The sequence below is a fragment of the Paraburkholderia sp. UYCP14C genome (genome assembly GCF_004197395.1).
Classification (GTDB): domain Bacteria; phylum Pseudomonadota; class Gammaproteobacteria; order Burkholderiales; family Burkholderiaceae; genus Paraburkholderia.
Genome location: NZ_SELS01000009.1, coordinates 16,875 through 37,869, shown reverse-complemented (window position 1 = coordinate 37,869; position 20,995 = coordinate 16,875). Strand labels below are relative to the sequence as shown.

General features: G+C 60.0%; 17 protein-coding genes. 5 read left to right on the top strand and 12 right to left on the bottom strand.

Annotated elements, in window-relative coordinates; translation table 11 throughout:
• Positions 1–284 precede the first annotated feature (284 nt).
• The 3 genes from EVC45_RS10685 (at position 285) to ppk2 (ending at position 3,446) form a co-directional block, all read left to right on the top strand.
• A complete protein-coding gene (locus tag EVC45_RS10685) occupies positions 285–989 on the top strand; it encodes an NAD(P)-binding protein (RefSeq protein WP_248295084.1) in 705 nt (234 codons plus the stop codon).
• Positions 990–1,366: 377 nt separating this feature from the next.
• Complete coding sequence (locus EVC45_RS10680) at positions 1,367–2,188, top strand: hypothetical protein (protein ID WP_248295083.1); 822 nt, start codon at positions 1,367–1,369, stop codon at positions 2,186–2,188.
• A gap of 436 nt (positions 2,189–2,624) precedes the next feature.
• Positions 2,625–3,446: a polyphosphate kinase 2 gene (gene ppk2, locus EVC45_RS10675; RefSeq protein WP_129957962.1), complete on the top strand. Its 822-nt coding sequence runs from the start codon at positions 2,625–2,627 to the stop codon at positions 3,444–3,446.
• A 298-nt stretch (positions 3,447–3,744) separates the two neighbouring features.
• On the opposite strand, the gene EVC45_RS10670 is transcribed toward ppk2, so the two are convergent.
• From EVC45_RS10670 to EVC45_RS10615, 11 genes are all read right to left on the bottom strand, one after another.
• Positions 3,745–4,449 (bottom strand): SDR family NAD(P)-dependent oxidoreductase, encoded by a 705-nt coding sequence (locus EVC45_RS10670; RefSeq protein ID WP_129957961.1) that lies wholly within the window; start codon positions 4,447–4,449, stop codon positions 3,745–3,747.
• A 14-nt stretch (positions 4,450–4,463) separates the two neighbouring features.
• A complete protein-coding gene (locus EVC45_RS10665; RefSeq protein WP_129957960.1) occupies positions 4,464–5,249 on the bottom strand; it encodes a DeoR/GlpR family DNA-binding transcription regulator in 786 nt (261 codons plus the stop codon).
• Between the two features lie 107 nt (positions 5,250–5,356).
• Positions 5,357–6,541: an exo-alpha-sialidase gene (locus EVC45_RS10660; protein ID WP_129957959.1), complete on the bottom strand. Its 1,185-nt coding sequence runs from the start codon at positions 6,539–6,541 to the stop codon at positions 5,357–5,359.
• A gap of 27 nt (positions 6,542–6,568) precedes the next feature.
• On the bottom strand, positions 6,569–7,996 hold the full coding sequence (locus EVC45_RS10655) for a sodium:solute symporter family protein (protein WP_129957958.1): 1,428 nt from the start codon (positions 7,994–7,996) through the stop codon (positions 6,569–6,571).
• A 109-nt stretch (positions 7,997–8,105) separates the two neighbouring features.
• Entirely contained in the window at positions 8,106–10,451 is a 2,346-nt protein-coding gene (pdxA, locus tag EVC45_RS10650; protein ID WP_129957957.1) for a 4-hydroxythreonine-4-phosphate dehydrogenase PdxA, read from the bottom strand.
• Complete coding sequence (locus EVC45_RS10645; RefSeq protein ID WP_129957956.1) at positions 10,448–11,617, bottom strand: iron-containing alcohol dehydrogenase; 1,170 nt, start codon at positions 11,615–11,617, stop codon at positions 10,448–10,450. Before EVC45_RS10645 ends, pdxA begins: the two co-directional genes overlap by 4 nt.
• Before the next feature lie 58 nt (positions 11,618–11,675).
• A complete protein-coding gene (gene dapA / locus EVC45_RS10640; protein ID WP_129957955.1) occupies positions 11,676–12,563 on the bottom strand; it encodes a 4-hydroxy-tetrahydrodipicolinate synthase in 888 nt (295 codons plus the stop codon).
• A 535-nt stretch (positions 12,564–13,098) separates the two neighbouring features.
• On the bottom strand, positions 13,099–13,686 hold the full coding sequence (locus EVC45_RS10635; RefSeq protein ID WP_129957954.1) for a membrane integrity-associated transporter subunit PqiC: 588 nt from the start codon (positions 13,684–13,686) through the stop codon (positions 13,099–13,101).
• Complete coding sequence (locus tag EVC45_RS10630) at positions 13,683–15,311, bottom strand: intermembrane transport protein PqiB (protein ID WP_129957953.1); 1,629 nt, start codon at positions 15,309–15,311, stop codon at positions 13,683–13,685. Before EVC45_RS10630 ends, EVC45_RS10635 begins: the two co-directional genes overlap by 4 nt.
• Positions 15,304–16,572, bottom strand: coding sequence for a paraquat-inducible protein A (locus EVC45_RS10625; RefSeq protein ID WP_129957952.1), 1,269 nt, complete (start codon positions 16,570–16,572; stop codon positions 15,304–15,306). The genes EVC45_RS10630 and EVC45_RS10625 overlap by 8 nt, the downstream gene beginning before the upstream one ends.
• Positions 16,573–17,002: 430 nt before the next feature.
• A complete protein-coding gene (locus EVC45_RS10615) occupies positions 17,003–17,665 on the bottom strand; it encodes a DUF3313 domain-containing protein (protein WP_129958104.1) in 663 nt (220 codons plus the stop codon).
• A 289-nt stretch (positions 17,666–17,954) separates the two neighbouring features.
• Here EVC45_RS10615 and EVC45_RS10610 point away from each other — a divergent pair, with 289 nt between their 5' ends.
• On the top strand, positions 17,955–18,551 hold the full coding sequence (locus tag EVC45_RS10610; RefSeq protein ID WP_129957950.1) for a TetR/AcrR family transcriptional regulator: 597 nt from the start codon (positions 17,955–17,957) through the stop codon (positions 18,549–18,551).
• 92 nt (positions 18,552–18,643) lie between these two features.
• Here the strand turns inward: EVC45_RS10610 and EVC45_RS10605 are convergent, their stop codons facing one another.
• Entirely contained in the window at positions 18,644–20,194 is a 1,551-nt protein-coding gene (locus EVC45_RS10605; protein WP_129957949.1) for an NAD(P)/FAD-dependent oxidoreductase, read from the bottom strand.
• A 254-nt stretch (positions 20,195–20,448) separates the two neighbouring features.
• On the opposite strand from EVC45_RS10605, the gene EVC45_RS10600 reads away from it, so the two are divergent.
• Positions 20,449–20,925 (top strand): pyridoxamine 5'-phosphate oxidase family protein, encoded by a 477-nt coding sequence (locus EVC45_RS10600; RefSeq protein ID WP_129957948.1) that lies wholly within the window; start codon positions 20,449–20,451, stop codon positions 20,923–20,925.
• Positions 20,926–20,995 lie beyond the last annotated feature (70 nt).

Here is a 20,995-nt window from a genome sequence, read left to right as displayed (position 1 = left end):
TATCAACCCGCTCGTAACGGCTGGGACTACCCTTCATCCAGGGGTGCTTGGCAGGCGTGACATGAGACCACCTGGTCGCAAATGCGCCCCGGTTGGTCACCAGGTCGCTGCGCGAGCCCAGGATCAACCGACGAGCGAGGGCGACGGACGAACCACCGTCGAAAACGCTCAAACCGGCCGGTGCGCTCATGTGGATATATCGTGTCAACGAACCGCGTCTGGGCGCGCTCCGAGTGCGCGAGTGGCGACGCCGGGCGCGTCACGCCGTTGCCCTGATAGTGGCAGTGCTCGTTGTCACCACCACGGGGCTCATGCTGCTGGACGAGTCGAATGCGCCATTCGGCAAGCGATTGTTCACAGCGTTGTGGGACGGCGTCAATCTGACGACCACACTCGGGGACTTTTCCGACTTCGATGAGCGTCAGAAACTCTTCATGCTGGCGGCGATGTTCGTGACGATGCTTGTGGGCGCGTACGCCATCTCCAGACTGACGGGCATGCTTTCTGGTGACGACGTCATCGCGTACAGGGAGAACCGGACAATGGAACGAAAACTTGGCCACCTCTCGAATCACATAGTCGTTGTTGGATACCGCTCACTCGGCCAGCGCATCGCCGCGAAACTTCAGGATGCAGGCGATACGGTCCTGGTGGTTGCGGCCGACAAGGCCCTGGCTGATCAGGCCGCGCAACGCGGACATCTGGTGATCCTTAGCGCCCCCGAAGCGTTTGACGACGCGCTTCGGCACGCACGACTCGACAGCGCAAGGGCTCTCATTGTGACGACCCCTGACAGCGACGCCAATCTGGCCATTACGCTGCTGACCAACTCCATCAATAAATCGCTGCCAATCATCGCGCCTGGCGAAAGCAACCTGCGCAAGACACTTTTGCAAAATGCCGGCGCAACCCACGTCGTAATCGGCGACGACATTCTCGCTGATGCGCTTATCGACAAACTCGTCATTCATGCGGAAGCCACACCGTGAAGGGAGCGACCGACCGGGCGTCCTGGACGCCGGAAACCACTGCGGCAGGGGGGCACCGTCTTCCCCGCGCAAGTTTGCGGGGATCCATTGTCACGGGACTTGACTCGATGCTCGGCGATAGTTGTGCAGGACCAGCGCTCTGAGCGCGAAACCTGAGTGGTCGACCGAGGAGACGACAAATGGGCATTTTCAGCTGGCTACTGGGGCAGGGCAACACAATCGAGGAGTCGGATGGGCCGCAAACCCGCGACGTAGTAGAGCGCGTCGTTGCGCTGAGCCCGCAATTGCGTCTCGCAACTCAATACGAAGCGCGTCTTTCGAAGGCCGCTAGGACTGCGCTCGATTATGTTGGCCGACTGGTCGACGACTTACCCGGTGTGCGAGAAGCGAGCGTCGCCGCATGGTCTACCGATTGTCAGATCCACGCGTTCTTCGCGGCCCCCGACGACATTGCCAGCGCCTTCAGTCGTTCGCACGTCGTGCGGGCGTTTTTCGATCAGCATCCGGGCGCGCACGAAGCTTTTGCGGTGCTCGGCATGGCGATTTCTGAGCGCCGTGTTCTCGGAGCGCGACAGGAAGGTGGGATCGTGCGCACGGACGTGCCGATCACCACCGTCAGCTTCGGCGATCATCAGGTCGGTCTTGTCGCGTGCACAGAAGAAGAATTGCGCGACGAACTCGTGTTACGGGTCGTCGATCAGCTCGCGCTGGCGGCGCTTGCGCAGGTCGAAGCCAATACATTGCGCCGTGAATCGCTCATGCAGGAAAGGGCGTTGCTCAAGGTCCGCCTTCGGTTGCTCGAACGCGGTGGGCTGGGCATGAATCCGGTGTTGGGTGGCGGCATGCCGGACGCGGCAGCGGATCTCAACAGCCTGCAAGCGGAGATGGACGAGAACGACCGTGAACTCGCCGGACTCGGACTGGCGAGCGACGCCCTGGAGCGGCAGCTGAAGGTGGTTTGCGACCTGCTCGCGGACCCGGCGTCGCATGTTAGCGTCGTGCGCAGGCGGTTGTGGCTCGATCGGTTGAATGTGGTTGTGGACGACGGGGCGCACGACGGGGCTCCCGTCGAGTTTCGGGTCGCCCGCATCCCCGCAAGCCCGCCACGTATCCGCGCCTTTGCGCTGGTGCGCTTCGCGCGGGCCGACCTGCTGCCCGCGACGACGATTGTCGAGGCGAGCTCGAAGCTGGTGATCTGAAGCTCCCGCACGTGCGCTGAATTTCACTGAATCCGCAGGCTCCGTAAGGCCACGCGCGGCCCGAGACCTGAATCTCGCCGAGAGGCACACGAAGCGGGATCGGTCAATCGCCTTTCGCCGGTGCATGAGGCACCTGCTTGCCACGTGCCCGATTTCCTTTCCTAACGTCAGACGTGGACGTAGCTTGCGCTGTCGACGACGGCACTTGATTCATCGACGTTCGAGGGAGATCAGCAAAACAGTGACAAGTGCTGCGTCGATATTTCGGAGCCTGGCCATACCCACTCTCGTCGTAATAAATCGGGCTGTGGATCCGATGAATTTCGAAAATGAACCAGAATTCGAAAGCGGTAACGCTTGATTTGAATCAATCCCACTACGAGCTCGTGTACGAAACTGAATCAAGGTCAAATGGACGTTTTCTTGGAGTGAAGAGATGTCTGAAACCCTGAAAGAAGCAAAAGGCGGCAAGCTGAAGTCTGATGTCAAACTCGGCAATAAGGCGTATATGAAGGAGCTGCGCCGGCTTCACGTCGAACTGGTAAAGATGCAGGAATGGGTCGTGCACACAGGCGCGAAGATCTGCATTGTCTTTGAGGGGCGCGACGGCGCGGGCAAGGGTGGCGTGATCAAGGCGATCATGGAACGCGTGAACCCTCGCGTCTTTCGCGTCATCGCGTTGCCAGCACCGACCGAGCGCGAAAAGAGTCAGATGTACGTGCAGCGCTATCTTCCGCATCTGCCGGCAGCGGGCGAAGTCGTGATATTCGACCGGAGCTGGTACAACCGCGCGGGCGTCGAGCGCGTGATGGGTTTCTGCACGGAGCAGCAGGCGCAGGAGTTCCTGATGGCTGCGCCGCTTGTGGAGCGGGCGATCGTTCATTCGGGCGTCATCCTCGTCAAGTACTGGCTCGAGGTAAATCCCGATGAGCAGACTCGGCGCCTCGAAGACCGCATTGACGACGGGCGCAAGATATGGAAACTGTCGCCGATGGACCTCGAATCGTATAGCCGGTGGTACGACTATTCGAAGGCACGCGATGAGATGTTCGCGAAGACCGATACCGACTTCGCACCCTGGTTTGTCGTACGTTCCGACGACAAGAAGCGCGCGCGGCTGAACGCCATTAGTCATCTGCTCAGCATGGTGCCGTACGAAAGCGTAACGCGGAGCAAGGTGAAATTGCCGGCGCGGCAGAAGGCAGGCGGCTATCGCGAGCCCGACTATCCGTACAAGCTCGTGCCTGAACTGTATTGACGAGCCACCGCAGGCAGGCACTGGATACCAAGTTGCCGGCGCGCGGCGCGCCGCATCGCCGAGGTGCAAATCGCGGAAAAGCGGTCGGGAGCTGCTCCACGAATGACGACCCCCAAATGACGGCTTTGGCCAAACTGTACTCGTAGACTATCGAGCAGATTCGGAGCAGCCATTCGGTCAACGGCTTCGCAAGACGAGCGCGCGTCAGGAACCACAATCGCTCAATCGCTGTCGACTGCCAGCCGTGAGGGCAAGACGTGGTGTTTCTTTGATCTGCGCAGATAAGACAACGGTCCCCTTAAAGAGATGCTCCACCACACATGACGATTTGCTGTCCGGTGATTGAACCGGCTGCTTCGCTCAACAGGAAACCCGTCAGGGCGGCCACTTCGTCGGGCGTGATGAATCGTCCGATGGGAGGAAGCCTGGGTGGCGTTGCTGCCCGCGCTGGGTCGCGAAGGAAAGGGGTGTCCGTTGCCCCGGGTGCCACGACGTTCACCGTTATACCTCTCGGCGCAAGCTCCGCTGCCCAGGACCTGGCCAGGCCGACTAACGCCGACTTGGTCGCGGCATATTGGCTACGCGTCGCAGCGCCGTTGGCCGTTCGGCTGCCCACCAGCACGATTCTTCCCCCCACGGGCATGCCGGGTGCCAAACGGTCGGCGAGATATGCCGCCGATTCGACGTGCAGGCGCCACATCGCTGCGCCGTCATCGAGCGAAAGCTGACCAAGCGGCGCGGTACGCATGAAGCCGGCAGCGTGCACCAGTGCGTCGACAGCGCCCAGGTCGTCGCAAACGTGGCCGAGCGCGTCGAAATCAGTGACGTCGACTGGAACGACTTTCAGCAGATTGTGCGTCGCTGCAATCTGCGAGCGGCACAGCCCGGTAACCCGCCAACCGTCAGAAACCAGGCGCTCGACAATTGCCTTTCCGATTCCTGATGACGCACCCGTTACCACGGCATGACGCCGAGCCGACCTTGGCTGCTCCGATGGGTCCACCACACCTCCTATCGTTATTGAATCTGCAAAGACCCTTTAACGCTGACCGCCCGAACCGTCACCCGTTCTTGCGCAGCGAAAGGTTCTAGCTGTTCTCGTTGCGCCGCGTCATCCGTGATGAGCGTCCAGTCCCGCTCGAGCGGAGTCCAGTGCTGCTGACTGGCCCTCCCGAGTTTGTCGGCCGTCACCAGTACGAAGACCTGAGCGGCCTGGCGCATCACGCACTCCTTCAGGTAGGACTGGTCGCTGCTCGCCTCGCACAGCCCTAGTTCCGCCACGACTCCGTCAGCGCCGAGGAATGCTTTGTCGACACTCACGCGACTCAGGGCGATTTGCGCGAGCGGGCCCAAGGTGCTCATGCTCGACGACCGTACGTCACCGCCGATGACCGTCACCTGAACGCCCGACGATACAAGTAGACTGACCACCAGCAGGTTATTGGTGACGACGTGTACGGAGGTGCGGCCGGCGAGGAGTCGCGCCAGTTCCGCGGTGGTCGTTCCCCCATCCAGAAACACGGTGTCGCCGTCTTCGACGAACTCACTTGCCGCTTGCGCTATCGCCTGCTTCTGCTCGGGCGAGCTGATGCGCCGTTCCTCGAGCGATGGTTCACGCTCATGCGAGCCGACCGCCGCCGCACCGCCGTAGGTGCGAAGAATCCGATTGTCGCTGGCAAGCGCCCGCAGGTCCCGGCGAACCGTTGCTTCCGACATGCCGAAATGCTCACAAAGCGTTGCAACATCCGTCATCCCGCCGAGCACTGCCTGCAGCATCGCCTCACGGCGTTTGGTCACTTTCATGTGCGTGAATTCTTGGTCCGATAAAGTTCGCGCGTTGCTCCGCGCGTCTCGAGCACCAAGTTTATCCAAATGCCGCACTGACTGTCGATTTGCAATGGCGAGACTCATCAGCCGCGGACCCAGGATTCGTCAACGCATACGTACTTGATTTTCTGTCGAAACCAGGTGAACGCAATGTGCAACGCGCCATCACCAGATTGCACGATGGACGGGTACGAGTATTCCCGATTGCGTTGGTCGGCGGAGTTGTTCGTCATGCAGTAGCCGTCTCCGATTTCCAGATTGCGGCGCCGACGCCAGGTCTTGCCACCGTCCTCCGAGATCGCCAGCGACATCGGTGCGCGCGGTGCGCCCCAGAGCGCAGTGCCGCGCGCCGAGGCCTGCTGGTCGCGCAACTCGCCACTGTCCTCCGAGTCCTCGATGTCGTCGTACAGCGAGGCTCGACGCTCCTTGCTATGCGACGCATCGCTCTCGTTGAAGACAAGCGCGAGATGACCGTTCTTCAACACCGTGAACTGAATCGAGGAGTTGTTGTTCGGCAGGTCAGTCGGCTGTGGAGCACTCCATTCTTTGCCGTTGACGGAGCGGCTCGCATACACGAAATCGGCCCAGCGACTGCGGTAGAGAGCCAGCAGCGAGCCATCCTGCAAAACGTGGACATTCATGTGAACGCAGCCGACACTCTCAGGCACTTCGTGCAGCTCCCATGAACCGCCCTGGTCGGCGGAAACCATGACTGCGCTAACGTCATCATTGCCGACCCAACGTTCACCAGCCTGCGTGCGGCACAGAAACACCGGACAGATCCACGTTCCATTTGCAAGCGCGATAATCGGTTGGCGAACGAACGTGCCCGGACGGTCGAACAACGTTTCGACCGGACCCCACGTGACGCCGCCGTCCATTGAAACTCGACGGCGGACAATCGCCGTGTTTTGATGGCCGGACAACTGTGCGGTATAGATTAGCCAAAGGCGGCCATCAGGAGCGTTGAAGAGCACTGGATTTTGCTCCGAACGCGTCGGGTCGTCCGAGAGCTTCCGCGGCGCAGACCATTCGCCGGTCCCTGCCGCGAGACGCGACATGTAGATGGACACGTCCGGAATGCCTTCCTGAGTTCCTCCGAACCAGACGCACAGCAGGTCACCGTTATCGAGTACGTGCAAATTCGCGGCATGGTTCTGAACGCAGTATGTGGGAAGGAAAGCCTCCTTGCGCTCCGCGTCGGCGTAGGCAGTGCGAACGCGGTTATCTGAAACGGCGGCCGCCACACCACTGAAGTTCGAGTTCATGAAAATTCTCTCTGAGGAAATGCTGATTCAGTGCGACTCACGATGCGTGAGCCCCTTGTCGTGAACACCCGAAACGTCGGGGTTACTGCCGTGGAACAGCAGCTTGCCTACGACAAGGACAATCGCGGGCGTGACCAGCGCGATGTACATGTTGTCGATGCCGAACGGGTTGCCAAGCAGATACCAGAGTGTCGTTGCGAGAGTTGCAATGACAAGGCTCCAAACCGCGGCGCGCTTGCCGCTGAAGAACGGTAGATAGATGCCGATCAGTGCGACAACCGAGACGGAAAGACGCAGCGCACGGGTGAAGAAGGACAACGCGAGAATCTGAGGCGCGAAAAGGACAAAAACCAGCGGAAGGAAACCCACTACCAGAGAAATCCAGCGCGTCACACGCAGTTCAACGTCCGGGGTGGGATTGAACCGCGGCACATAGAAATCCTTCACGATCAGTGAGGCAATGGCCAGTGCGACTGTACAGACGCTCACAAAGATGGACGCAACGAGCGAAGTCGTGACGACGCCGGCAAGAATCGGATTCATGTGCTGCAGGAACACCGGCAGCGAGTACAGGCTGTTGATATTGGGGTAGAGATATTTCGCCGCTACACCGATGAAGCCGAGCGCCAGACCGATGGGTACACACAGGAATGCGGCGATCAGCGAAGAGGCGCGTGCGGCCTCGGCGCTTCTGGTCGCTGAAATCGCCTGGATGATGAATTGCGTCGAGAAAATGGCGCCGGCCGTACCGATGATCCACGCGCCAATCGTGCCGCCCGACAGAGCACCTGACCAGGTGAAGTAGTGCGGGGGCATGCTTAGCTCCATGTGCCTGACACCTCCCGACAGCTTCCACGCGACAGCAACGAGAACGCCAATGCCGAACAGCTTCACCGCGCTGTGAACGATTGTCAGGTACGCAACGCTTTTGAGTCCTCCCCACGCGAAATAGATGGTACTGACGACGGCCGTGATGATTGCGGCGGTGGGAAGATTGATACGCATGACCGTCGCAATCGCCGCGGCACCACTGACGTAGTTGCCCACGTTCACGAGGAAGAGTGCGTAAATCATGATGGCCGACACGACGAGCTTCGTGCCGTTGCCGTACTTCTTTGCAATGAAGCCTGAGATGGTGAATTCGCCCGAGGCGTACAGGCGCTTAGCCATAAAAAGGCCGAAGACAAGGAATCCAATGGACGCTGCCAGGACCGACCACGCGGCAGCCATACCAACCGAGAATGCTTCCTGGGATGTCCCGACCGTTGATTTTGCGCCGATGAACTCGGACATCAGCAGAATGGCGACGACTACCGCGGGCATCGAACGCCCAGCCACCATGAACTGTTCCGAATTACGGCTGCGCAAGCGAATACTGAGCAGGCTGGTTATGAAGATATAGGCGACGACTATCCCAATGATGATAGTTGTATCCCAGTAACTGAAGGTGGCCATTGCTTGTCTCCGGAAGACCTTCGGGTGATCCTTTTTTCATTACATTGAACGACCCGGCATGTGCCTGCCGGTATTGCTCAATGCTCAGTTCCTACCGTTGCGCTGGAAATCAGGCGACGCTGTCGGCGGGTGAGTGCTCGTTGTGACGCGTGGCGAGGTCCACGGCCTGACGGAATGCTTCGAGCATGCTGCGTTCGTCGGCGATGCCTTTCCCGGCGATATCGAATGCGGTCCCGTGGTCCACCGAAGTGCGGATGACCGGCAGGCCGACGGTGACATTCACCCCTGCTTCGAGACCCATCACTTTCACCGGGCCGTGACCCTGGTCGTGGTACATCGCGACCACCACATCGAAATCGCCTCGTCCGGCGCGGAAGAACAGGGTGTCCGCGGGCAGCGGACCTTCGACGTCCCATCCGCGGTTCTGAAGGACCTTGACCGCGGGAACGATCTTCTCTTCCTCTTCGCCATAGCCGAAGAGTCCGTTCTCGCCGGCATGCGGATTGATTCCGCAGACGCCGATGCGGGGACTGGAGATGCCGGCGCGGACCAGCGTTTCGTGTGCCCGTTCGATGGTGCGCTGGACGAGGCCCGGCTCGATCTTACGAATCGCGTCGAGCAGACCGATATGAGTCGTGACGTGAATCACGCGCAGATTGGGTGCAACCAGCATCATCGACACTTCGTCGATGCCAGTCAGATAGGCGAGCATTTCAGTGTGCCCGGGGAAGATATGGCCGCCCGCGTGCAGCGCTTCCTTGTTGAGCGGTGCTGTGCAGATCGCGTCGAGTTCGCCTTTGGAGGTCAGTTCCACCGTACGGGCGATGTACTGGTACGCCGCGTCGCCTGCGATAGGGGAGAGCTTCCCATAGGGCAGGTCTGCAGGAATGAGTCCGAGGTCGATGCAGTCGACTACGCCCTGACGAAACTCCCCCTCCGACGGTTGACTGATCGCGCGAACTTCCAGATCGACTCCTGCTCGACGGCCCGCGTCGCGCAGACGCGCGACATCCCCAATCACGACGGGACGGCACTGCTCATACACCGACGCATGCGCGAGGCTTTTCATGATGATTTCGGGACCAACACCGGCGGCATCGCCCATGGTGATGCCGATTACGGGACGATAAGTCATAGCTTCCTCTTCGCTAGGTTGACGCGGCGCTTGCGCATCCGCTTGCTGCATGGCGACGAGTTGTCGCCACGCGCGATACAGGGTGTCGGGCTGACCGAAGCCGCCTGCCTTGGTCACAACCGGCAAGGTGCGAGCGCCGTGCGTAGCGGCGAGCAACGGCACGCCACTTTCGATTTCCTTGACTACTTCAAGCGACGCGATGCCCATCGCCGTCAGCAGCGCACGCGCCGTTTCGCCTCCGGTTGCAATCAATCCGCCCGCGTGCTCGGCCACGGGGGCAAGCCGCTCCGCGAGGCGCCGCGCCAGCAATGCGCCATCCGTGACAGGAATGCGCTCGGACTGGCTCAACGCAACGACTGCACTACGGCCACGCGTGAGCGCGTTCGTCACCTCCGCGGTGAGCGCGAGTGTGGCGGAACCGATTGGATCGAGTAGTTCCTGAGCATTTGCTTCGAAGAAGTCGACAGCGCCGTTGGCGTTCGAGCGCAATGTCGCGACCTGCTGATGCGAAACACTCGACATGCTGCCAACTACCGTTAGTACCCCGCGTTGAGCAGAGATGCCTTCCATCGAAGCAGGCGCCGCATTCTTTCCAGCTCTGGACGATTGCGGGGCCGATTCGGCCAGCAATTTGACCAGCGGGGCCGCCAGCCCGGCGGAGCCAACCCAGAACACTTCTGTGAGCGCGATCGATGCTGCGGCCACGGCAGCGAGGTCGTCTTCGGTTTCGCTGTCACAAACTACGGCATCCCAGTGACCCCGCTGGCAGTCGGCCAGCTTCGAATGCAGCAGTGACACACCGGTTCGCACTGTCTCCAGCGGAACATGGCAGACGCGCAGATCTGCGCCGGCGAGCATCGAACACAAGTCGGCATTCCCGGCGATGTGTTCATTTCGCCAGACCTCGGACGCTTCTACCGGGACGCCAAACACAAACTGGTGCCCGTTGCGGGTCGTCCTGCCGGCTTGCGGGAACGCCGGTGCGACTATGGCCATACCGGCAAGGGCTGAGAGCGCCGCTACCTCCGCGGCGACGTTCCCGCGCAGCGTCGAATCTATCTTCTTGTAGACATGGCGTCCGTTGGCAAAGAGATTCCACGCATGGGTGTTTGCCCGTGCGGCCTTGGTGGGTGCATCCCGGCGCGTGTCCATGTCCACGGCCAGTACGTCGACATCGCCTGTCGCGCCGGGCCGCTCGGCGCCCAGAGTGACGACGCTGCGAAGCCCGTGATGCGTGCACGTGACGGCGCAATCGGCAGTGCCGGACAGGTCGTCACCGATGATAAGAAGCTTCGCGTCGCTGCCGGGCAAGGTATTCATGGCAGTAGACGGCTATAAATCGCCTTGATATCGTCAAGGCTCAACGGCTTTGGATTGTTGCCGAGCAGGCGCTTCACTTTGGATGCGGCGAGCGCGAGTGCGTCGAGATGGTCCACCGACACGCCGAAGACGCGCAGGTCCTGCGGAATGGCGATGGCTGCGGTCCATTCATGAATACGCGCAAGCAGTTTGTCGGCAGCCGACTCGTCACTTTCGCCGTGTTGCGCAATGTCGAGGGCCCGCGCGACATTCGCGAGGCGGTCGACGATTGCATCCAGGTTGAAGGCCATCACGTGCGGCAGCAGCATCGAATTCGCAACGCCATGCGTGATGTTGAACATTCCACCCAACGGGTAGGCAAGCGCGTGCACAGCCGCGGTCCCGGCAGCCGTGAGCGCAAGACCGCCGTACATTGACCCGAGCAGCATCGCTTCGCGGGCTTTCAGCGATTGGCCGTTTTCATAGGCTTCTACGAGGTTCGCGCCGATCAACCGCATCGATTCCATCGCGAACATGTCGCTGATAGGGTTCGCCTTGGTTGAAATGTACGATTCAAGTGAGTGGATGAAAGCGTCCATGCCGGTTGCTGCCGTAATCGGTTTCGGCAAGTCAACGGTGAGTGTCGCGTCCAGGATAACGAGCTGCGGCAACAGGTGGCGACTGACGATGCCAACCTTCAACTCCTCGTCGGGAAGAGTCACGATGGCGTTCGGGGTCACCTCGGAACCCGTACCGGCGGTTGTGGGGACGAGGATCAGTGGAATGCCTGGCGCCTGAATCAAATCGATGCCCAGCCATTCGCGCAACGGTTGCTGATTGGTCAGTCGAACAGCGAACAGCTTTGCGGCATCCAGCACGCTGCCGCCACCAATCGACAGCACAGCGTCGGGTGAGAACGGCTCGATCTGGGTGTGGTACACCGACTCGACATTTTCGATCGTAGGCTCGGGCTGCACGTCTCGCACAATCAGCGTTTCGATGTCTTTCGCCCTGAGTGCGGCGACGACACGCCCGGCAACGCCGTTTTCTTCCATCACCGGCTGCGTGATGAATGCAATCCGGCGAATCGGCCGGTCAAGCAGCGCGAGCTTCTCTGGTAACTGGTCCAGGCTGTTGGGACCGTGAACGATGTGCTTGACGCCCTGGAAGTGATAGACGGTGTTCATGTGAAAAGCCTTTGCCTCTGTCAATCGGTGAAATCGGTGCGGCCCGGCCGCCTCGTACTCAGTCAACTCGCGGATAAATCGCGAGCGCTTTGGCGAGCCTCTCGCGAGCCGCATCATCGAGCGGCTGCGCAGGCGAGCGGGCAGGACCAGCCGGCATGCCGAGCATGGCCGCCGCTGTCTTCAGCACGACGGGCATCGTGCCGAGTGCGAATGCGTCGCGCAGCGCGCGCAGTGACTCCTGCGCGCGGCGGGCCGCTTCGATGTTGCCCGCCTGGAAGTTGTTCCAGATCGACATCACGACGCTCGGAACGGCGTTGGTCGTCGCCGCGACCGCACCGTCGCCGCCGGCAATCAGCGTCCACAGAATCATCGAGTCGGTGCCGGTGAATACGGCGAAATCATCCCGGCGCAAACCGATCAGTTGCACGAGGCGGTCGAAGTCGCCTCCACTGTCCTTGATGCCGCGAATATTCGGGATTTCGGAGAGCCGACGCACCGTGTCGACGTTTAGCGTCACTCCGGCCTTGGCGGGAATCGTGTAAAGCATCACGGGCAGCGACGTGCCGCATGCGATCCGTTCGTAGTGAATGAACAGCTCCTGCTGTGTCGCGCCGTTGAAATACGGCGTGATCACGGACAACGCATCGACGCCCACATCGTGCATCTTGTGGTTCAGCTCGATGACGTCGCGCGTCGCATAAGCACCCGTCCCCGCGATGACAGGGACTCGTCCGCGCGCCTGCTCGACCGCGATGGCGGCGATCCGCAGCTTTTCCGTTTCCGACAATGCAATGAATTCACCATTCGTACCGAGCACGAAGAGACCATGCACGCCCGCGTCGATCAGGCGGTCGATAAGCGTGCGAAGGCCAATCTCATCGACTTCCTCGGCCGAGGTCATCGGAGTGATCAGAGCGGGCACGATGCCCTTGAACGTGACTGACATGGTGAATCTCTCCACTTTGCTTGGTGGGCAGCTTCGTGCTGCCCTTCATTGGCGCCCGCGCAACGCGTGCCGAAGTAGCTGATCAAGTCTGCGCCGTACACCCTACATCGCGAGAAACTGACTGATGCAATCAATTTTTCGGGCTCCGGTAGCGCTTTCGACTGCCATTACTGCAACTAAGTGACCGTTGTGAGCATTTTAGATAATCGAAACGCTCAATATAAACCCGGGAAAACCCCAACAAATGATCGAATCGGTCATTTGTTGGGCGGTATAGCCGCCCCTTTTTTCTGGATGAGCGATTCGATCAAATTGGGGCGGCCGTGTTTTGGGCGCTATGAAGTTCGACAAACCTGTTGGATTCGCGTCGTGCGACGCAGGTGTGACGAGCCCGATTCTGAAATCGTCACGGCTCATGAGCGACGACGATTTCGCCAGGAAAACCTAACCTGATAGCTGCATTTGTAGAGCCGGGCCGCCGTGCAACCTGTGGCACAGGGCCGCATCGCCTCGCGAATTCGAATTCTTCGCGTTTTCACCGATGCATCATCGAATGCGTCGCCACGGCGATGTCGCAAGCGACAGATTCGAGGGCTTCGTCGTGCGCGCTCACGAGGGCGGGGTACCCCTGACCACGACCGCTTCGGGATACAACGGAGCGTCCGCTTACTCTATGCCCCTGCTTCGGCGCGCGTACCGACCAGAGCACGGCGAGCATCACTGTCCCTTCGGCTGACGATTCGAAGGTCTGCACGTCCACTGTTACACGGTACGCTGTATCGTCGGCATGCTGCGGGTACGTCGATGCGATCGCGCCCGGAATAAGTTGCGTGAGATCCGCGGCTAGCACGCGCGGAATCTGGTTCTTGAGAGGTTCCGCCCAGCGAGCGAATTCATCGATCGAGACCCGGTTCGGATCGAGCCGCACGACCATTTGCGGTCGATCGACGATTTCGGGAAGCGTAATCGGATCAAGCGCTATTGCAATCCGATCTGCGGCCGGTGCAGCCTGGGTTATCTGGATGAGGCTCAATGTGTAAAACTTCGCGGGTGGCGGGGAGGCGCACGCCGCGAGACAGCCAGCTACGGTGATCGATAGGGACAGTGATATCAGCCGGTTCATGGCGTGTCCTCCCTCTTGCCACGGATCAGCGATTCCGGGTGACGTTCGAGATAGTCCGCAAGCGAGCGAACCGACGCCGCGGAGCGCGATAACTCGCGCATCGTTTCAGCCGTCTGCTGCTGCAATGGCGAGTCGCTCTGCAGCGTGCGATTCGCAGACGTCAGTGCCTCACGGGCCGCGCTCAGTGTTTCTTTTGCCTCAGGCGCAATATCTGTATTGATGGTTTTCAGCAATGTGTCCGCATCGCTGAGCGTCTTGTGCAGGTCCGCGCTGATTCCGTCAAAAGGAATCCGGTTCAGCTTCGCGACCAGATTCGTGATGGACTCCTGCAAGCCCTGGAGGTTGCCCGGCACGGTTGGCAATTGCGGCATCTTTTCGTTCCAGTCGACGGCCGCTTCAGGCGCCGCCGGGAAGAAATCGATAGCGACATAAAGTTGTCCAGTAAGCAGACTCGCTGTTCTCAGTTGCGCGCGCAATCCCTTCGATACGAGGTAGTCCGCAAACGACTTTCGGTCCGACTGCGTACTGCCGGCGTTTCCTTGCCAGTCTTCGCGCGAGATAAGCCGGTCGGGAAAAATGCTGACCTCGACGGGAATGCTGAATTCCTTCCTGACAGGATCGAAGTGCGCGCGGATCGCCGATACCTCGCCGATGACGATGCCCCGGAAATCGACAGGCGCACCCACGGTCAAGCCACGCACGGACTCGTTAAAAGTCAGCACGTATTTATCGACGATAGAGTCATGCCGCTTCATGGCTTCGTTGCGGTCGCCAAAAAGCTGGTACGTATGCTGGGCCTGCGCTTCAGCTTTGCCCGACGAATCGGGTGGGTTTTCGAAGGCGAGGCCGCCAATCAGGATCGATACGAGCGATTCAGTGTCGACTTTCACGCCGGTCGTATCCAGCGTCACATCCACGCCGCTCGCCTGCCAGAAACGCGTGTCATTTGTCACATACCGGTCGTAAGGCGCATTGATGAAAGCGTGGATGGTCATGCCGGCTCCGTCCGCGTCGAGCGCATAGGAGACGATCTGACCGACCTGAAGCCGCCGGAAGAAAACCGGCGAGCCGATATCCAGCGAGCCGATGTTGCCGCTCTTCAGCACGAACTCGCGTCCGGGCGTTCCGGATGCGAGGACGGGTGGCGACTCGAGACCGGCAAAATCCCGGCGCAGCGTATGCGATGTACCGATGTCCATACCGATGTGAGCGCCTGATATCAACGTGGTGATACCCGACACCGTGCCGCCCGAGATGCGCGGTCGAACCACCCAGAAGCGGGTGTCGTCGACGAGCATGCTGGAGGAGTTGCGAGACATCTCCGCGCGGGCCACCACGGTCTTGTGGTCGTCGGAAAGTTCGAGGCTTTTGATCACGCCGATATCGACGTTCCTGAATTTGATCTTTGTCTTGCCGGGCTCGATTCCGTCACCCGTAGCAAAGCCGATTGTGATGGTCGGCCCTCGTTGCATGATCGACTGCACGGCCAGCCCGCCAGCGATCAGAATCGCGACGAGCGGGACGAGCCAGACGAACTGCGGACGCCAACGAGATGGTTCTGCCACGACGGCGATGGGTAAGTTCGGTGCGTTTCGGTCATCGCTTTCTCCGGACAGCTTACTCACTATCAGGCTCCACGACGTCCCACATGAGTCGCGGGTCGAACGACAATGCGGCAAACATCGTCAGCACGATGACCGCGCCGAACGCAATCGCACCGGGTCCCGCATCGATCGTCGCGACTTCGCCGATCTGCACGAATGCCACCAGAATCGTGATGACGTAGATGTCGAGCATCGACCAGCGACCGACAGACTCGACCAGCCGATAGATGCGCGTGCGTCTGCGCGCATTCAGAGGTGACCTCAACTGGGTGGTCCAGGCGAGAAAAACCAACGACAGGATCTTGAGGATCGGCACCAGGACGCTTGCGATGAAGACGATCACGGCGAGCGACCATGACCCGGAGTTCCACAGGAAGACGACGCCGCTCAGAATCGTGTCGGACTGAGCGCCGAATAAGGTACTTGTCATCATGACCGGCAGCAGAACGGCCGGCATGTACAGCACCGCGGCCGCCAAAAGGAATGCCCACGTGCGAGCGAGACTGTCGGGCTTGCGCAGATGCAGTGCCGCGCCGCAGCGCGAACACGTTCCGGTGGCGGCATTCGCATGCTGCTTTGAGAGCCGGCCGCAAAGGTGACAGGCGGCCAGACCCGCCCGTGCCGCGGTGGTCCCGGTTGACGTCCTCCACACAGCGTGTGAAATGCTGAGATGGGCTGGGGGAGAGTCGATCCGCGCCCAGATCGCACGAGGGGAGAAAGCAGCGGTTGCGGCGGCCAGCAACACCATCACCGCGCCGAATGCACCGATGCCGACTCCCGGAACGACATCGGCAATGTGCTGGAGTTTGACGAGCGCAACGAGCATCGCAAGCACGAGCACCTCGATCATTCCCCAAGGGGCGACGTGTCGTAGCACACGCAGCGCCTGTTCGGGCCGTTGGGGAATTCGGCCGAGATGCAACGGCAGAAGCAGATAGAGCATTGCAGCAATGTTTAGTGCCGGCATGAACAGCGTGGTCACGAAAACCAGGCCAGCGATGGGCCACATACCCTCTGCGTAGAGCGACGATGCGGCCCCGAGCAGTGTGGTTTCAACGAGCGTTTCGTGAAGCCGGAACCCGAAGATCGGAAAGCAGTTGGCAATCACAAACAGGATGGCGGCAGCCGACGTATACGCGAGCGCGCGAGTGGCCGTGGCTGGCGAGCTTTTGTAGAGAACCGCGCCGCAACGTGCGCATCGCGCCGCACCGCCGTTCGGGAGTTGCGTGTCCGCTTGAAGAAAGTCGCATTCGTGACAGGCAATCAACGTGGTTTCATCCATTTTCGATGTCCGGTTGCCGGTATATGAGCCTGCAGGCCGTGCCTTGACGAGGCTTGTGTGTCGTTGGCAAGCAGACCGGGTATTGCTTCAACGTAGCGGGGGATGAATGTTTGCATGGACCCCGAGAACCCACGTGATATAGACAAGTGCAGCGAAAACGCCCGCCAACGTACCGAGCACGTCCCTCGCGACCGCGCCGCGCGTGAAATGGACTGGAATCCCGACCAGCAGGTACGCCACAGAAAAGACAATCGCGACCATTAAAGGTGGGCACGCGAATGCAACGTTGACATCGGTCAGTCCATGCATGATGGGATCTCGCGGGAGTCCGTTACGGCCGCACCACCTTCGAAAGAGGTTTCGGCGCGCCGTGCTTTGGAAATCTGAGCAGAGACAGCAATCACGCAAGTGATCCTGCCGGTCGAGAAATTCAGCGGAGTTGACTGACGAGCGCATCGGCGCCCTTGTCCAGGCCGGTTCTCGCTGCGCTCAGAGAGCCGAAGGCAGCCGGGAGATTCATTGCATTCGGGTACTGCTTCGAGACATAGGCTTTCAGCAGTTTGCCGCTGCTGCTGTCATAGATTTCCACGGCGTAAGAGACCGACCCACTAAACGCACCCTGTCCTCCGCGGACAGCCTGAACACCGTTATAGAGATTGCCCGCAATGTCGAAATGCATGACCTGACCGACAATCGGCGTCGTTTTTTCCGCACCGGTCAGCGTGAGCTTGACCCGCAGCGTGTTCAGGCCGGCCTGCTTCGTAACGTCGAACCGTTTCGACAGTTTCTTCGCGAAAGTCTCCGCCATGTAGTTGGCCAACTCGGTCCGGTCATCGTTTTTCATGTCGCCGAACTGGTTGTCGGCGCCTTGATAGACGGCAACAGGATCCAGCACGACTTGCGTGTATCGCGACCAGACGACGGGCTCCACGTACTTGTAGGGCACGTGGCTCGAATCGTCATCCCGGTTCTGCTTCAATTGCGGCGACGATGAAATAGCCGTGTAGGGGACAGGCTGCACACCAGCGCATGCCGCGAGAGATAACGCCGCCGCGACGGGAAGAAGAAGCGGGATGAGTTTGTGCTTGAACATACTGTGTTCCTTGAAGAGGTGGCTGCGGGGTCGGGCCAGGATTGAGCCAAATCCGATGAGGTCGAACAGTAGCATCGTCTAAATCGAATGTAAACCGTCTACCCGGTTTGTTTGTGCGTTACTCGAGGCGGTACAATTCCGCGAAGTACGGCGACCGCCCCCTTGCGGTATCGGGTTGGGGGGCGTTTGCCGTCACGCATTCGCCACGTCGGGCGCCCGCCGGACACCATCACGATGCGACAGCAATCGGGCAAGCGCCGCTCCTGCCGCAACGTCATTAATATCGACAATGGACAACCAGACCCGCTCGGAGATATCCCGCAAGAAAGCGATCGATGCCGCTCTCGCCATCCTGACCCGGGAGGGAGTAGGCGGACTGACTTTCGACTCTTTGTCGCGCGAAAGCGGCATCAGCAAGGGTGGACTGCTGCATCAGTTCCGCACCAGGCAAGGCGTGCTTGGTGCGTTACTCGAGTATCAACGGCAACAGTTCGAGCGGATTGCGCGTGACTATGTGGCGACGGAGGGAGCGTCGAAAGCCGAACCGACGCTGGCGGCCCAGATCGCCATCTACCGGGAATCCGTCAATCAGCCGCACTCCGTGGCGAGGGCCGTGCTCGCCGCGCTTATCGAGAGTCCGAACCTGCTGGATCAAATGAAGACGTCGGACGACGCGAAAATGAAGGCGTTGCACGACGAGGCGGCAGACCCGGATTTGTCGCTGCTGCGCTACTTCGCCGCCAGCGGCCTCGCGTTTCACTCTCTGCTGGGCATGTCGCCTTTGGATGATACGGCCCGCAATCGTCTGTTCGACCGGCTTCTTGATGAAGAGAAATGGCATGGTCAGGGCGCGAAGGGAACGCGTCGCAAACGATCAGCCGGATGAACCGGCCGTTGTCATCCAAGTCTAGCGCTCCCTCCGCATCGACACGCTTAGAGGCATCGTCGTATCACGACCATTACCGATGGCAAAACGAACTAACGAAGACGGTTGAAGACCTCGTGTTCAATCGCCGCAGCGGACAGTACGCCTGCCATCAACGCAGCGGTGACGCCTGGGCTCGTCACATCTTGCCCGGTGAGAAAGAGTCGGGAAATCGGCGTGCGCACATTGAGTGCGTTTGAAAGAAACCTGCGCGGGCTCACCTCGAGCCCATAGCTTGCACCTTGTTGGGCTCCCGTGAACGACGACATGGTGAGCGGGGTGGAAACTTCGTGGAATATCACCATCGGCGCCAGTTCAGGGAAATGGCTCTTGAACTGCGCAAGCAAGCTGCGAGCGAGCGTTGCCTTGAATTCATCGTATTCCTGAGGACGCTGCTGCGCTGTTGTCCCATCCCAACGCGCGAAGAGGTCCCAGTTGATGGTCGTCACAACTTCGGCGGTGTGTCGCTGTTGGTCGTCACGAGCATGCGCTGGATCCTTCAGCGATGGGAATGAAACGAACAGTACGGGAGCGGACGCTTCTTTCGCGGGTCCCTGCCATACGCCGCTACCCGCATCCCACCTCTCGTGAAACCAGTGATTCGCTCCAGAGGCTCCATGTGCGCGGATGTCGCCGGTCAGGCCAAGGTATAGCGTGACGTGGCAAACCGATGGCGAGAACGCGAGAATCTCCTTTGCCCAGGCGGTCTCACGCAGGTCTGGGGGCAACAATCCGACGGTGTTGCGCGCGCCGATATCCGAAAAAATTGCCGGTGCGCGCAGGACCGTGCCATCGCTGAGTTCCACGGCCGTGGCAACATCGTTTTGCACATGCAGCGCCCGGACCTTTGCGTTCAGCCGGACCATGCCGCCTGCTTTTTCGATCACAGGAATCAGCGTTTCGGCGAAAACCTTCGCGCCTCCGAGCGGGTAATAGCCGCCGCTCAGATAGTGACTCATCACGACGGCGAGCATCCCGAAGCTTGTCCCGGAAGGTTCCATGCCTCCGTAGTCGCCCCGTTGAGCGAAGAGAACCGCGCGCAGTCGTGGGTCACTGATCAGGTCGTTGACGACATCGGCACTGTTGCGGCCCCACCACTTTCGAATTTCCTGCTCGTGCCAGAGACCGTATATGTTGGCGAAGAATCCCGACAACGCCTTTCTCGTAAAGAGGGCTCGTCCGGCATGAACCGCTTCGGCAAGTGCGTTGAAAAACGTATCGATTTCATTTGCGGAGTGCGGAAACTTGGATTTGAGCTCGAGTTCCAACGCTGCCTTCGGGCGCGCGAAGCTTACCGTGAAATCACCTGGGAAATGCACAGCGTCGTACACATCGCCGGGTGATGCGAATGTGATGGCGCTGCCGGTAAGCCAGTCGAGCACCGCACGCGCCTGGCCATCGGGACCCATCTCACCGAGATAGTGCAATCCGACGTCCCATTGAAAGCCGTAGCGGCTGAATGACTGTGTGAGACCGCCGGCGGTGTGTTGCTGTTCGAGTACAAGCACGGCCTTGCCGCACCGGGCCAATGCCGCCGCACAGGCGAGGCCGCCGATGCCCGAACCTATGACGATTGCTTCCGGCTGTACCTGTTTTCCTGACATGCGCGCCTCCGCATCAAGCCAATGATGGCGGCTTTCGAAAGCAAGCCTATGTCAGGCGAGTCGGAGCGAGATTGATACGTATCAATTCTGGCCGCCGCGCCCAATTCCCGGACAAGCAATCAGCTTGGCCGAAGCATGTCTTGCTTTGCAACGCATCGCGTTGCAGCGGTGGGCATCGCCGGTTATTGACTTGCATCAACTGAACATTGCGCTGCGAGTCCACCATGTCACTTTTCAGAGTGGGAGGACGATCAATGAAGGAACAGCTCAAGGCAAAGATCCTGTCATTGCTTGATCAGCATCGGATCATGTCGATCGCCACGCTAAGGCCCGACGGTTGGCCACAGACGACAACCGTTGGCTATGTGAGCGATGGTCTGACGCTTTACTTCCTTTGCGGTCCGGAAAGCCAGAAGGCGGCCAACCTGGCTCGCGATGACCGCGTCTCGCTTACGATCGACCACGATACGCCAGACCTTATGGCGATTACGGGTTTGTCGATGGCGGCGCACGCGTACGCGGTGACTGATCGTGCCGAAGCGGAAAAGGTGTTGCGCATGTTTCCAATGAAGTATCCGGAGGTTCATGCGCTGCCGCTGCCGATGCCGTCGCCCGACGATGTGCGTATATTTCGCGTGTGCCCCACGGTGATCTCAGTGCTCGACTATGCGCAAGGATTCGGTCACACCGATCTTTACACTTGCGAATCGCCTTCGCGGTTGCCATCGTAAAAGCGGTCGCGCCTAAGCCGTTTTCGACCATTACGCGGTTCGGGCTTCGACAGGGAAGCACTAAGACAGA